This is a genomic window from Mesorhizobium sp. WSM4307 (assembly GCF_007003945.1).
Lineage (GTDB): Bacteria > Pseudomonadota > Alphaproteobacteria > Rhizobiales > Rhizobiaceae > Mesorhizobium.
On record NZ_VFTB01000001.1, the window covers coordinates 373,843 to 386,900 of the forward strand.

General features: G+C 64.3%; 12 protein-coding genes and 1 pseudogene. 2 read left to right on the forward strand and 11 right to left on the reverse strand.

The genetic code is table 11. The features are described 5' to 3' along the window. Positions 1–14: 14 nt before the first annotated feature. The 5 genes from FJV83_RS01665 to FJV83_RS01685 form a co-directional block, all read right to left on the reverse strand. Positions 15–1,175 carry a CaiB/BaiF CoA-transferase family protein gene (locus tag FJV83_RS01665; protein ID WP_142884889.1) on the reverse strand — a complete coding sequence of 387 codons (1,161 nt, stop codon included), beginning with the start codon at positions 1,173–1,175 and terminating at the stop codon, positions 15–17. Between the two features lie 2 nt (positions 1,176–1,177). Further along, positions 1,178–1,729, reverse strand: coding sequence for a MaoC family dehydratase (locus FJV83_RS01670; protein ID WP_142884890.1), 552 nt, complete (start codon positions 1,727–1,729; stop codon positions 1,178–1,180). Between the two features lie 355 nt (positions 1,730–2,084). Beyond that, positions 2,085–3,071, reverse strand: a complete 987-nt coding sequence (locus tag FJV83_RS01675) for a Tim44 domain-containing protein (RefSeq protein WP_142884891.1) — start codon at positions 3,069–3,071, stop codon at positions 2,085–2,087. 62 nt (positions 3,072–3,133) lie between these two features. Continuing rightward, positions 3,134–3,427, reverse strand: coding sequence for a zf-TFIIB domain-containing protein (locus tag FJV83_RS01680; protein ID WP_019856716.1), 294 nt, complete (start codon positions 3,425–3,427; stop codon positions 3,134–3,136). A gap of 197 nt (positions 3,428–3,624) precedes the next feature. Continuing rightward, the gene (locus FJV83_RS01685; protein ID WP_142884892.1) at positions 3,625–4,614 is read right to left on the reverse strand and encodes a zinc-dependent alcohol dehydrogenase family protein; all 990 of its coding nucleotides are present in this window, start codon (positions 4,612–4,614) and stop codon (positions 3,625–3,627) included. A gap of 102 nt (positions 4,615–4,716) precedes the next feature. Here FJV83_RS01685 and FJV83_RS01690 point away from each other — a divergent pair, with 102 nt between their 5' ends. Together FJV83_RS01690 and FJV83_RS01695 are read left to right on the forward strand one after the other, a co-directional pair. Further along, on the forward strand, positions 4,717–5,619 hold the full coding sequence (locus FJV83_RS01690; RefSeq protein ID WP_095771261.1) for a LysR family transcriptional regulator: 903 nt from the start codon (positions 4,717–4,719) through the stop codon (positions 5,617–5,619). Between the two features lie 89 nt (positions 5,620–5,708). Next, a complete protein-coding gene (locus FJV83_RS01695) occupies positions 5,709–7,355 on the forward strand; it encodes an acetolactate synthase large subunit (RefSeq protein ID WP_095786781.1) in 1,647 nt (548 codons plus the stop codon). 44 nt (positions 7,356–7,399) lie between these two features. Here the strand turns inward: FJV83_RS01695 and FJV83_RS01700 are convergent, their stop codons facing one another. The 6 genes and pseudogenes from FJV83_RS01700 to FJV83_RS01725 form a co-directional block, all read right to left on the reverse strand. After that, positions 7,400–8,569 (reverse strand): substrate-binding protein, encoded by a 1,170-nt coding sequence (locus FJV83_RS01700; protein WP_095771259.1) that lies wholly within the window; start codon positions 8,567–8,569, stop codon positions 7,400–7,402. A gap of 80 nt (positions 8,570–8,649) precedes the next feature. Then, a pseudogene (locus tag FJV83_RS01705) lies at positions 8,650–9,350 on the reverse strand (ABC transporter ATP-binding protein). Positions 9,351–9,352: 2 nt separating this feature from the next. Then, the gene (locus FJV83_RS01710; protein WP_095786778.1) at positions 9,353–10,057 is read right to left on the reverse strand and encodes an ATP-binding cassette domain-containing protein; all 705 of its coding nucleotides are present in this window, start codon (positions 10,055–10,057) and stop codon (positions 9,353–9,355) included. Beyond that, positions 10,054–11,040: a branched-chain amino acid ABC transporter permease gene (locus FJV83_RS01715; RefSeq protein ID WP_142884893.1), complete on the reverse strand. Its 987-nt coding sequence runs from the start codon at positions 11,038–11,040 to the stop codon at positions 10,054–10,056. Before FJV83_RS01715 ends, FJV83_RS01710 begins: the two co-directional genes overlap by 4 nt. Beyond that, entirely contained in the window at positions 11,037–11,954 is a 918-nt protein-coding gene (gene urtB / locus FJV83_RS01720) for an urea ABC transporter permease subunit UrtB (protein WP_245437946.1), read from the reverse strand. The genes FJV83_RS01715 and urtB overlap by 4 nt, the downstream gene beginning before the upstream one ends. Continuing rightward, on the reverse strand, positions 11,899–13,020 hold the full coding sequence (locus tag FJV83_RS01725; RefSeq protein WP_095771255.1) for a class II histone deacetylase: 1,122 nt from the start codon (positions 13,018–13,020) through the stop codon (positions 11,899–11,901). The genes urtB and FJV83_RS01725 overlap by 56 nt, the downstream gene beginning before the upstream one ends. Positions 13,021–13,058 lie beyond the last annotated feature (38 nt).

The window sequence follows — 13,058 nt, forward strand, 5'->3', positions numbered from 1 at the left end:
ACCCTTGAGCGTGGTCACAGGCCGAACTCCTCGCGGATCGCGGCACTGTGCTCGCCGATGCGCGGCGCGGCCCGATCGACCTTGGCCCTGGCACCGTCGACCCTGAGCGGCGAGCGGGTGGTGAGGATCGAGACATCGTCCTCGCGCGTCACCGTCTGCAGCATGTCGAGCGACTGAAAGCCTTCACTGGCCAGCATCTCCGGCCAGGTCAGCACCTTGGCGCACCAGATGTCGGCCGGCTCGAGAATATCAAGCCATTCGTCGATGGTTTTGCTGGCGATCCTCTGCGCGATGATCGCCTTGATGTCGTCGCGCGCGGTGAACCACGAGGCCGGTCTGTCGCGATAAGGCGCCAACTCATTGAGCGACAGCAGGTCGGCGAGTTTCGGGATCGGCGTCATGGCGATGGCGAGATAGCCGTCCTTGGCCGGGTAGACGCCGTAAGGCGCCGAGAGATAGGCATGCGCGCTGCGGAAGCTGGAGCGCCTGGGCAAGCGGCGGCCGTCATTGAGATGCGTGGTCAGCACCTCGAACTGGAAGTCGACCAGCGCTTCCAGGAGGCTGGTTTCGATATGGCTGCCCTGGCCGGTGATGCCGCGCCGCACCAGCGCCGCCAGAATGCCTTGCGCGCAGGCGGCACCCGCCAGCATGTCGCCGATGGCCAGCCCGAAGGGCACGGGTCCCTGGTCCTCGTCGCCATTGAGCCACATCACGCCGGAACGGGATTGCGCCAGCAAATCCTGGCCGGGCCGCTTGACCCATGGGCCGTCCTCGCCATAGCCGCTGATCGATGCGTAGACGAGCCGCGGGTTGATCTTGCGGACGGCTTCGTAGTCGAGGCCGAGCCGCTCGATGACGCCGGGCCGGAAATTCTGGATAAGCACATCGGCCTTGGCCAGAAGCCCGCGCAGCGCTTCGAGATCCGCCTCGTTCTTGAGGTCGATGGCAAAACTTTCCTTGGCGCGGTTGATGGCATGAAAGATCGTGGAATCGCCGCCGATCTCGGTGTCGCTGAGATAGAGCCGGCGCGACAGGTCGCCGCCATCCGGACGCTCGATCTTGATGACGCGCGCACCGAGGTCGAGCAGCCGCAGCGAGCAATAAGGCCCGGACAGAAACTGGCTCATGTCGACGACGACGAGACCGGCAAGCGGCAATTCGGCCAAAGCCGGCATTTTCATTTCTCCGTCTTGCCGACGAAATCGGCCGGGTTGCGGTACTTCACCGTCTGCAGGTGCTCGCAATAGAGGACCAGCTCGCCTTCGCCCTTGAACACTTCGTAGCTGGCACGGATCAGTCCCATCTCTCTGTAGCGCGGCTTCTTGTCGAGGTTGGAGCGGATCGAATAGATCGTGTCACCTATGAAGACAGGCTTGATGAAACGGAGCTTGTCATAGCCATAGGAAAAGGCGTTGACGCAGTTGGTGGCGACCAGCCCGAGCCCCGCCGAAAAGACGAAAGCGCCGGCGGTCAGCCGCTTGCCGAAAATGCCTTCGCTTTCGGCGAACATCTGGTCCTGCACATAGGGGTGGATGTCGAGCACCAGCGTGTTGAAGAGGTGGCTGTCGCCCTCCGCCATCGTGCGCCGCAACGAGCGGATTTTCTGGCCGACCGGCCAGTCCTCGTAGAACCAGTTCTCGGCGTTCCACACCGGCAATGCCGCGTGCGCCTCAGGCATGTTTTGCGGATAGGTCGAGGCAACGCCGACGGTGGGTGCGAAGTCGCTCATGGCCGGCTCCGGCAGTCTCGCAGGAGGTTCAGGCCAGCCATATGAACACGCCTCGAAGCGCCGGACTGCATGACGTCTCCTCCCGCTAATCTTCTTTTGTAAATAGTATTTTCACATATGGGGCTATATTGCAAGCGAGGGCGGGCGAAATTTTGCCAATCCCGCGCGCCCACGCGCGGGCCGGCGGGGAGGAAATCATGAAAGGATTGCCCTGGTGTTTGTGGTTCGGGAGGCGCCTTATTTCGGTGCGCAGGCCTGCTGACGGACATCGGACGTACCATCGAGATCGGCACGCCGATGTGCGTCAGGATCGTGCGCTAAGGCGCCCCGCGACGACCCTCCTTCAATGGCCGGCTCAGGCCTGTTGTATTGCCGAGAGTTTCCAGCTCGAGCCATTCTGACGCGTGAAAGTCCACAGTTCGGTCGTCTCTGTCGGATGGTCTTCGTCGCCCTCGACGACCTTGCCGCTGCCGCGTTCGCGCATCACGTCGCGAGACTCGTAGCGCAGCGCGGCCGTGGCGTAGTCGCGGTCGTCCTCGCGCCAGCTTTCCGCGATGTCGGCCTGCAGCAAGGTGATATCGGAGACCTCGTTCCGAAGACCTTTCTGGGCATTGTCGGCCAGCTCTTCCGAGAGATAGGACACCATCTCGGGCGTTGTCGCCCGGCGCAGGGCGGCATGGTCTTCGCGCCCGAATGCTTCCTGGACGTCGGTCAACAGCGTCTGGAATGCGTCGAGGTCGCTCTGAGCCAGCGTGATCTCCTCGGAGACGTCGGCCGGAGAGCCTCCGCCCGAACCACCACCAAAGCCGGGGATTGTGAACGAGCCCGCCGTTTGCTGCTGTGGCGGAGCGCGGTTCTCAAATCGCGACGCCTGGGCATTGCCGGCACTCGCGAGCGCCGGGGCAGGGCCCTGTGCCGACTGCGAGCGGAAGAAGCGGATGGCCAGCATGATCGCGCCACCGATGAGCAGGGCCTGGAGCAGGAAGCCGAACATGCCGGCCAGACCGCCGAACCCTTGGCCGACGAGCAGGCCGATCAGGCCGCCGATCAGCAGGCCGCGCATCATCGTTCCGCCAAAACCGCTCATGAAGCCCGGCCGCTGTGGGCCGGCCTGCGGCTGCCGGGTGGCAGCGTTCACACCGGTGTTGGGTGTCATCGAACGCTCGACGGGAGCGGTCGGCGCCGGCGCGGTCCTGGTCGGCGGCGCCGACTGGAACGTGCGCGTGCCGCGACTGCCGAAACTGCCGCCACGCCGAGCCTCGGCATGATCGATCGCGACCATGGAGAATGCGAGGAACAGTCCGGCGAACAGGGCTGCAAATCGGCTGGTGCGAGACATCATCGGAGATGAACCTTTATCCGTATGGTTTTGGAAATTTTAAGCAGGTGCCGGGCGCTATGCGGTCAATCGAACAATTCTTCGAAGAAGGATTTCTTCCGCTTGGGGTAGCGGTGGCCCTGCGAGCGCGAATAATCGTCATCGCGGCCGTGTTGCGGCTGGGAGAAGGCTGCCGGCTGTGGCTGCGCCGCAGGCGAGGCTTCCCTGCCGGAACGCTCGATGATCTTGTCGAGTTCGCCTCGATCAAGCCAGACGCCACGGCACTGCGGACAATAGTCGATTTCGATACCCTGGCGTTCGCTCATCACGAGCGCGACGCGGCAGGAGGGGCAAACCAAACCAAGGAGGGAAGATGTCATACGGGGCTCCAAACCGAAAAGATTGAGCCCGCTTGACCGAAAAAGGTGGAAACGGGCCCGTTAAAGCGGTCCGACATCACAATCACCAGAAGCGATCGTCAGAGGGGCCCGGCCCGCGCCAGACAGTTAGGAATGCCGAGCCAGGCCTTCAAGGGAGATTTTGCCGGCAAGTATGATTTGTTCGCCGCTGCCCTCGCTCAAACCGTTACGACGATCTTGCCGAATTGCTCGTTCGATTCGAGGTAGCGGTGCGCCTCGACGATCTGGTCGAAAGCAAAGATCCTGTCGATGATCGGCCTCAGCGTACCCGCTTCCAGGCCTTCGAGGATGAATGCCTTGGCGATCTTCAGCTTTTCCGGGGCGCCGGTGATTTCGTGCACGAGATAACCACGCAACGTCAGCATCTTGCCCAACACGGCAGCCAAGGGGAACGGCGTCGGCTCGGGGCTCAGCCCGCCATATTCGATGAGAATGCCTCCCTTTGACATTGCCCCTGTCAGCGGCTCGAAGATCGGACCGCCGATTGCATCGAGCACGACCCGCACGCCCTGCGGTCCCGCGATCTCGCTCAGCCGTGCGGCGAGATCTTCCTCGGCCAGGACCACAACATGGGCCGCGCCGGCATCGAGCAAGGCCTGCTTCTTTGCCGATGTTCGCGTCACCGCGATCGCTGTCGCGCCAACCTTGTTGGCGATCTGGATCGCGGCAAGCCCGACGCTGCTGGAGGCAGCGGTGATGACGACAGCGTCTACACTGCTCAGTCTGGCGATGTCGATCAGGGCGCCATAGGCGGTGAGATATTGCATCCAGACAGCCGCCGCTGTCTGCCAGTCGAGCGACGGTGGGTGCTTGACGATGAGCCCGGCGGGATAGGTGACCAGCTCGCCGTAAGCCGGCCAGCGCGCCATCGATTGCGGCGGGATGACGCTGACGGCGTCGCCCGGGACGAAATCGTTCACGCCTTCGCCTACCGTTTCGACAATTCCCGCCGCCTCGAGACCAAGCCCGGAGGGCAGGGCGGGCGTCTCGATATAGCTGCCCGCACGCAGCAGTGCCTCGGCGCGATTGAGGCCGAGTGCCTTGACGCGGATTTGAACCTCTCCCGCACCCGCTGGAGCGAGATCGATATCCTCGATGCGCAGGACTTCTGGACCGCCATGCTGATGGAAGCAGACAGTACGAGCCATTCGGGTTACTCCAAATTATCTGTACCGAATAGGCTATGTAGCCAGAGACTTGATAGATAAATGGGCGTAAGGGTAAAGCAGTAGAAACCGTAGGTTTCGAATATGGATAGGCTCGAGAGCATGGCCGTGTTCGTCAAGGCGGTCGACCTTGGCTCGTTCGCGGCAGCGGCGGTAGCGCTCGACCTGTCCGGGCCGATGGTGGGCAAGCATGTCCGTTCTCTCGAAGAGCGGCTCGGCGTTCGCCTCATCAATCGCTCCACGCGCCGCCAGAGCCTGACCGATTTCGGTCGCGCCTATTATGAACGCTGCCGCATCGTGCTGGCCGAGGCGGAAGCCGCCGATGCGCTGGCCGCCGACCAGTTTTCGGAACCGAGAGGCAGACTGCGCGTGACCATGCCGGCGCATTTCGGCCGCCACTGCGTCACCCCCGTGCTGCTGAAGCTGGCGCGGCACTATCCGATGCTGGAACTCGATTTGTCACTCAGCGACCGCTTCGCCGATCTTGCCGAAGACGGCTTTGACCTTGCCATCCGCACCGGCGATCTGGACGATAAGGCGGGCATCATCGCCCGCCGCGTTGCGCGGCAAGGCATGGTCGTCTGTGCCTCGCCCGCCTATCTCGGGCTTCATGGCGAGCCGCGGCGGATCGAAGACCTCGCCGATCATCAGGCGATTGTCTATCGCAGGCTTGGCCAGGTCGTTCAGCCCTGGCTGTTTGCGCGTGAAGGGCAATCCGCACAGGAGATCATGCCGACCGGCCGCCTGCGGCTCGACGATCTCGATGCCATCGCCGATGCAGCGGCAGAAGGCATGGGGCTGGCGTGGTTGCCATGGTGGCTGGTCCGCGCGCGCATAGAGGCCGGTGGGCTGGTCGCGCTGTTGCCGGACCAGCCGCACTATCTCTACGACTGCCACGCGCTCTGGCTGCAGACGCCGCATCTGCCGCTCAAGGTTAGGCTCGCCATCGATGCGCTGGCGGCCGCCCTGCCGAAACTGATGGGCTGATCGCCAACACAGCAGGCTTGCGCTTTTTGAGGTGCCGCTTTCCAATGCCATATGAAGGCGGAACGTGTGCATTGCAGGAGAGGCGGTTCATGACCAAAGGTTCGGATCTGTTCGTGGCGGCTCTCGAGAATGAAGGGGTCGACCGGATTTTCGGCATTCCGGGCGAGGAGAATCTCGACATCGTCGAATCGATCCGCCGCTCGTCGATCCAGTTGATCCTGACCCGACATGAGCAGGCGGCTGCTTTCATGGCCGCCACCTATGGCAGGCTCACCGGCAAGGCAGGCGTGTGCATCACCACGCTTGGCCCTGGCGCACTCAATCTGACGACCGGCGCGGCCTATGCGCTGCTCGGCGCGATGCCGATGATCATGATCACCGGCCAGAAGGGCATCTTGTCATCGCGGCAGGCGCGCTTCCAGATCGTCGACATCGTCGCGGCGATGAAGCCGCTGACCAAGCTGTCGCGCCAGATCGTCTCGCCCAAGATGATCCCCTCGCTGGTGCGAGAGGCCTTCCGCGTTGCCCAGGAAGAGCGGCCCGGCCCGGTGCATCTGGAACTGCCGGAAGACATTGCGGCGGCCGAGTGCGAGCCGATGGCGCTGGTGCCGACGCACCCGGTCGAACTGCCGTTGGCCAGCGCGGACGCGCTCGATCGCGCCGCCCGCATGATCTTGGAGGCCAAGCGTCCGCTGCTGATGTTCGGCGCGGCGGCGTCGCGTCCGCGTGTGACCCCAGATGTCGCCCAGTTCGTGCTGCGCACGCAAATACCCTATTTCACCACGCAGATGGGCAAGGGCACGGTGCCCGGCGGCACCGAACTCTACATGGGAACGGCGGCACTGTCGGAGCGCGACTATGTGCACGAGGCCATCGAACAGGCCGATCTGATCATCACCATCGGCCACGACACCGTGGAGAAACCGCCCTTCATCATGGGCGCCAACGGACCGAAGGTGATCCATGTCGGCTATCACTCGGCCGATGTCGAGCAGGTCTATTTCCCGCAGGCCGAGATCGTTGGCGATCTTGGCCCGTCGCTGGCGCTGCTGGCGGACCGCATCGAGGGCAAGATCCCCAACGCGCAGGCCTTGCTGCCGCTCAGGGAAGGCATTCTGAGCCGCATCGCCGCGCGCGCCACCGAAGACCGCTTCACGCCGCAGCGCATCGTGCATGATGTGCGCGCCGTGATGCCGGCGGACGGGGTCCTCGCCCTCGACAACGGCATGTACAAGATCTGGTTCGCACGCAACTACCGCACGCGCATGGCAAACACGCTGCTGCTCGACAATGCGCTGGCCACGATGGGCGCCGGCCTGCCGTCGGCGATGATGGCATCACTGCTTTATCCCCGGCGCCGTGTCATGGCCATTTGCGGCGACGGCGGCTTCATGATGAACAGCCAGGAACTGGAGACCGCCGTCAGGCTGAAGCTCAACCTGGTCATCCTGCTGCTGGAGGACCACGCCTATGGCATGATCCGCTGGAAGCAGGCGGTCGACGAATTCCCGGATTTCGGCATGACCTTCGGCAATCCCGATTTCGTCAAATATGCCGAGGCCTATGGCGCCAAGGGAACCAGGGTTACGGAGATCGCCGATTTGCGGCCGGCGCTGGAACGGGCCTTCACCGGCGGCGGTGTGCATCTCGTCGTCGTGCCCATCGACTATTCCGAAAACACCAGGGTGCTGGTCGACGAATTGCGCGAGCGGCTGCCGGCGCCGCGGACGCCCTGACGGCAGCGGTAAAGCCGCCGTCAGGGCCGCTTGAGTGTAAGATCCTACACCTTGCAGTAAGGCGTGACCGGCGTGATGGTGCCGAAATCCTTGGCGATCTCGTAGCCGATGCCGTCCGCCGCCGCCTTGCCGACATAGGAATGGCAGAGCGTGTGGTTGTTCGAGGCATCGACGCGGATCTTGCCTTGCGGGGCGTCGAACTCGATGGTCGGCAATGCCTTGAGCACATCGTCATCCCTGAGTGACCCGGCCTTCTCGGCGGCCAGCGCATAGAGATGCAGGCCGTTATAGCCGGCCTCGCCGATGCCGTTCACCATCTTCTCCTGGCCGAACTTTTCGCGGAAGCTTGCGATGAACTTCTTGTTGACCGGATTGTCGAGCGCCATCCAGTAAGGCTGCGGCGCATAGGTGCCGGCGGCGACGCCTGGCGGCAGCGCGTCCTTGTTGAAAACCTCGTCGAGCGGCGCGATCAGCGGCTGCTTGATGTCGAAAGAACGATACTGCTTGAGCTGCGTGACGGCATCGTTGCCGACCACCATCGACCAGACGACATCGGGCTTCAGCGACTTGATCTTCTGGAAGGCCGGGCCGAAATCCGTGGTGCCGAACGGATAGTAGTCGGCGCCGATGATCTTGCCGCCGGTCTTCTCGTAAGCTGCCGTGATCGCCTCCGTCATCTTCTGCGGCCAGGCATAGTCGGAAGCCATGATGTAGATCGTCTTGCCGAGATTCTCGGCCACCCATGGCATCATCGGGTCGACCTGCTGCATCGGGATCGGCCCGGTGGCGACGAAGTAGCGATTGCATTCGCCACCCTCGAAATTGGTCGGGTAGAAGAACAGCTTCTTGGCTTTGGAGGTCACCGACAGCGTCGCGCTGCGCTCGGGCGAGATGATCGTGCCCATGACCACATCGACCTTGTCCTCGTTGATGAGCTTGCGCGCCTTGTCGATCGAGCCCTTGGTCGTGGTCTGGTTGTCCTCGATGAACAGTTCGATCTGGCGGCCGCCAATGCCGTTGGCGGCGTTGAGTTCGGCGGCGGCGAGCTTGTAGCAATTGAGCAGCGTCTCGCCGAGGATCGCCTGCAGCCCGGTGATCGGGATCGACAGGCCGACCTTGACGGTGTCGGCGGCGCGCAGGATCGACGGCGCGCCGACCATGGCGAAGGCGGCGGCAGCGCCGCCGGATTTCAGGATCGTTCTTCTGCTTATCATTGTTATGTTCCCTTCCAGTCCGGGCGCGCCCCATGCACGCCTTACAAAGTCAGCAGGTCCAGGTGCGCTTCAGGCGCGCCTCATAGGGCCAACAGGTCCTTCAGCAGGCTCTCGTCGGCGAACGCCGCCGGCGTGCCCTCGTGCACGATCCTGCCCTTTTCCATCACCAGGCAGCGGTCCGCCGCCTTGAGAACGAGATCGAGGTTCTGCTCGACCAGAACGATCGCGATGCCGCGCTCGCGGGCGATGCGCGGCACCAGTTCGGCGATCGACTGCACGATGTTCGGCTGAATGCCTTCCGAGGGCTCGTCGAGCAGCAGCACCGAAGGCAGGCCGCACAACGCGCGGCCGATCGCCAGCATCTGCTGTTGGCCACCCGACAGCGTGCCGGCGATTTGCGCCTCGCGTTCGCGCAGGATCGGAAAATAGCCGAAGATGTCGTCAGGAACGCCGCCGTCGCCACGGTCCCTGGCTGCGCGCGTGCCGACCTCCAAATTCTGCCGCACGGTCAGCTGGTTGAAGATGCCGCGGCCCTGCGGCACATGCGCCATGCCCGCCCGCGCCCGGCGGAAGGCCGCCGCGTTGGTAAGGTCCTGATCGCCGAGAACCACGGCGCCGCCGCTCGCCCTCAGGCGGCCGGCGATGACGCGCAGCAGCGTCGTCTTGCCGGCGGCCTGAGGGCGAGCAGGCCGACAACTTCACCCGGTGCCACGCTGAGATCGATGCCGTTCAGCACAGGGAGCAGGCCGTAGCTGGCCGAGACCGCGAGTGTCCGCAGCATGGTCAGCGCCTCCCCAGATAGACATCGCGGACCATTTCGTCGGTCTCGATGTCGTGGAAAGGACCGCTGCGCAGCCGGCGTCCCTGGTGCAGCACCAGCGTCTCGCAGTTCAGTGCCCGCACGAAGCGGATGTCGTGCTCGACCGCGACGATCGAGAACTCGCCCTTGAGCCGCAGCAGCATCTCGGCGGTAGCCAGCGTTTCCTGCGGCGTCATGCCGGCGGTCGGCTCGTCGAGCAGCAGCAGCCTTGGTTCGATCGCCAGCGCCATGCCGATCTCCAGCCATTGCTTCTGGCCGTGCGCCAGTTCGCCGGCCAGCGTGGCCGCGCGGTTACCAAGCGCGACCAGGTCCAGCAGCTCACCGACCGGACGCACCGGTGAAGAGGCGCCCCACCGTGCGACCTTGAGGTTGTCCTCGACCGAGAGGCTCGGAAAGACCGACGGGATCTGGAATTTTCGGGCGATCCCGAGCCGGGCGATCCGGTGCAGCGGCAGGCCGGCGATGTCATGGCCGAGAAAGCGCACGCTGCCACTGGTCGGGCGAAGCGTGCCGGTCAAAAGGTTGAGGAAGGTGCTCTTGCCGGCGCCGTTCGGCCCGATGATGCAGCAGAGCTCTTTGTCGCGCACCGTCAGGTTCAACGCTTCCAGCGCCTGCAGCCCGCCAAAGCGGATGCCGACGTTCTCGGCCTGAAGCAGCACGTCGCTCATTGCGCCGGCCTCCTGCCGTTGAACAGGCCCTTCAGCCGCGCATAGATCGACAGGATGCCGTCCGGCAGCACGAAGACGATGATGACGAAGACGCAGCCGAGCAGCAGGGGCCACAGACTCGGGTTGAAGTTGCTGATCGTCTGCTGCGCGCGTTGGATGGCGATGGCGCCCAGCACCGGGCCAAGCAGCGTGCCGCGCCCGCCAACCGCCACCCAGACGATCACTTCCGTCGACAGCAGCAGCCCGGACAAATCGGGCGCCACCAGCCCGGCCATGCAGACATAGAGCGCGCCGGCAAGCCCAGCGATCGCAGCGGACAGGACGAAGGTGGCGAGCAGCCTTAGCGGCGCATTGTGGCCAAGGGCGGCCGCCCGGACTTCATTGTCCTGGATGGCGGTGAGCACCATGCCCCAGCGGCCACGGCTGATCGACCACAGCGCCAGTACAACCACCGCGACGATCGCCGCAACGAAGATGTAGGAGGGCAGGTCCTGGCTGAGATCGACATGCAGCCCGCCGAGATCGAACGCGATCGGCGGGATGCCGATCAGCCCGCTGTCGCCGCCGGTGACCGAGCTCCAGGAGACCGCGGCCTGCTGGCAGATGACGCCCATGGCGAGCGTCACGATGGTGAAGTAGCTGCCGCGGATGCCGCCGAAGAACAGGAAGTAGCCGATAATGGCGGCGACGAAGGCAGCACCCGCAATCGCGCCCAGGATGCCGAGCACGCTGCCCAGGGGGATGGCGTCGTTGAGGGTGGTGAGCGCCATGATGTAGCCGCCAATGCCGAAGAAGGCGGCATGGCCGAAACACAGAATGCCCGTGCGGCCCCAGAAGAAGTCGAGGCTCGCCGCGAACAGGCCGAAGATCAGCGCGTCGCGGATCACCGTCAGCTGGTAGCCGTCGGCGAAGAAAGGATAGACAATCGCGAGCGTCACGCAGACGGCGAAGATCACCAGCCAGTTGCGGTCGCGCGCGATCATCGCGACGCTCCGTTGAACAGGCCGTTGGGCCGCAGCCGCACGGCGACGATGGCCGCCAGCAGCACGATCGCCTGTGCCAGCGATGGCGAGATCTGGTAGTTGAGCACACTCGTCAGCCCGCCGACGAAAACACTTCCGGCAACGAGACCGCCGATCGAGCCGACGCCACCGACAATCACGACGAAGAAGGCGTTGGCGAGATAGTTCACTCCCATCTGCGGCAGCACGATCGCCAGCGGCGCGACCAGCCCGCCGGCGAGCCCGGCGATCGCCGCGCCGAAGGTGAAGGCGATGGCGTAGGTGCGCCGCGTGTTGATGCCGACGCCTTCGGCCATTTCGCGGTTCTGGATGACGGTGCGGATGTCGAGGCCGAACGACGTCCGGCTGATGAGCAGCACGACACCGAGCAAGGTCAGCATGGCTATGGCGATCAGGATTAGCCGATAGGCGGGATAGACGGTGAAGAACAAGTCGAGCGTGCCCTCGATCGGCGGCGTAACCGGCTTGGCGCCGAGACCGAAGGTCAGTTCCAGCCCCTGCTGCAGGATCAGGCTGACGCCCCAGGTGGCGAGCACGGTCGAGACCGGCCGCGAATAGAGATGGCGGATGATGGCGAACTCCAGGATGCAGCCGACCACCGCGCCGGCGATCGGGGCAGCAAGCAGCCCCAGCCAGAACGAGCCGCCGACGCTCTGGACAAAATAGACCGCGAAGGCGCCGACGGTGACGAATTCGCCATGCGCCAGATTGGTCACGTTCATCAGGCCGAAGCTGATCGCCAGCCCGAGCCCGACCAGCATCAGGATGCTGATCAGCGTCAGTGCGTTGAGGAGCGTGGTGACGACAAAATCCATCGTGTCAGGCAGCACTTGCGAGGCGTTGGCGCAGCCCGGCGAGCAGGCCTTCGGCCGCATCGATCACCGCGGCCTGATGCGGCTGCAAGTCCTGCCCGGCCCATTCGTCGATATGGTCCGACAGCGGATCGACCACTTCGGTGCGGTGATTGGCGAGCGTTTCGATGACGGCATGGCCGCAGAACGGCACATAGCCCTCGGAATAGCCGCCTTCATGGGTCATCATCAGCCGTCCGTTGGAAGTCTCGGCCGCCAGCGCCACCATGCGCGCGGCGAGGCGCCGGAAGCACTCGCTGTTGAGCATCATGCGGCCGAGCGGATCGAAGCCCGACGCATCGAAGCCGGAGGCAACAATGACGAGATCCGGCTTGTAGGCGCGCAGCGCCGGAGCGACGACGCGGTCGAAGGTGGCTTCGTAGGCGCCGGTGCCGCTGCCGGCCGGCAGCGGTATGTTGATGTTGTAGCCTTCGCCTTCGCCCTTGCCATTGTCGGCCAGCGCGCCGCGCCCGGTCGGATAGAGATTGTCCTGGTGCAGGGAAATGGTCAGCACCGACGGATCGGAATAAAACACCGTCTCGGTGCCGTTGCCGTGATGCACGTCCCAGTCGACTATCGCCGCGCGGCTGAGCAGGCCTTCATGCTGCAACCGGCGCACGGCAACGCCGATGTTGGAGAACAGGCAGTTGCCCATTGCCTGGTCGGGCTCGGCATGATGCCCCGGCGGCCGCGCCAGCGCATAGGCGTTGTCGACACGGCCGGTCAGCACCGCGCGCATCGCGGCATAGGTGGTGCCGGCGGAGAGCAGGGCGATGTCGAAACTGTTGAGGCCGATCGGCGCCTGCGGGCCGGCGAAGCCGGAACCGCGTTCGCTGAGCATCCTGATGTCGTCGACATGGCGCTGCGTGTGCACGCGCAGCAGATCCTCGACCGTCACCGGCTCGGCAAGGATCGGCACCAGGTGGCGCGCCAGGCCGCTGACCTGGATGAGGTTGTTCAGCCGACGCTTCGACCCCGGCGATTCCAGGTGCCGGCCGGGTTCCACGAAACGGCCGGGAGGCATCATGTCGGCGCTGGGGCCGGTGTCATGCCACATCAGTTGTTCGTGAAAAACGTAACCTGTCGCCATAAGCAGCGTCCTTTAAAGTCTGGACGACGCTAGCAGGC

What these genes read in the sequence shown, in the direction of transcription:
- FJV83_RS01665 (WP_142884889.1), bottom strand. Translation starts at nt 1,175, where the DNA reads ATGCCGGCTTTGGCCGAATTGCCGCTTGCCGGTCTCGTCGTCGTCGAC.
- FJV83_RS01670 (WP_142884890.1), bottom strand. Translation starts at nt 1,729, where the DNA reads ATGAGCGACTTCGCACCCACCGTCGGCGTTGCCTCGACCTATCCGCAA.
- FJV83_RS01675 (WP_142884891.1), bottom strand. Translation starts at nt 3,071, where the DNA reads ATGATGTCTCGCACCAGCCGATTTGCAGCCCTGTTCGCCGGACTGTTC.
- FJV83_RS01680 (WP_019856716.1), bottom strand. Translation starts at nt 3,427, where the DNA reads ATGACATCTTCCCTCCTTGGTTTGGTTTGCCCCTCCTGCCGCGTCGCG.
- FJV83_RS01685 (WP_142884892.1), bottom strand. Translation starts at nt 4,614, where the DNA reads ATGGCTCGTACTGTCTGCTTCCATCAGCATGGCGGTCCAGAAGTCCTG.
- FJV83_RS01690 (WP_095771261.1), top strand. Translation starts at nt 4,717, where the DNA reads ATGGATAGGCTCGAGAGCATGGCCGTGTTCGTCAAGGCGGTCGACCTT.
- FJV83_RS01695 (WP_095786781.1), top strand. Translation starts at nt 5,709, where the DNA reads ATGACCAAAGGTTCGGATCTGTTCGTGGCGGCTCTCGAGAATGAAGGG.
- FJV83_RS01700 (WP_095771259.1), bottom strand. Translation starts at nt 8,569, where the DNA reads ATGATAAGCAGAAGAACGATCCTGAAATCCGGCGGCGCTGCCGCCGCC.
- FJV83_RS01710 (WP_095786778.1), bottom strand. Translation starts at nt 10,057, where the DNA reads ATGAGCGACGTGCTGCTTCAGGCCGAGAACGTCGGCATCCGCTTTGGC.
- FJV83_RS01715 (WP_142884893.1), bottom strand. Translation starts at nt 11,040, where the DNA reads ATGATCGCGCGCGACCGCAACTGGCTGGTGATCTTCGCCGTCTGCGTG.
- urtB (WP_245437946.1), bottom strand. Translation starts at nt 11,954, where the DNA reads ATGCGGCCGAAGGCCTGCTCGCCGGGCTGCGCCAACGCCTCGCAAGTG.
- FJV83_RS01725 (WP_095771255.1), bottom strand. Translation starts at nt 13,020, where the DNA reads ATGGCGACAGGTTACGTTTTTCACGAACAACTGATGTGGCATGACACC.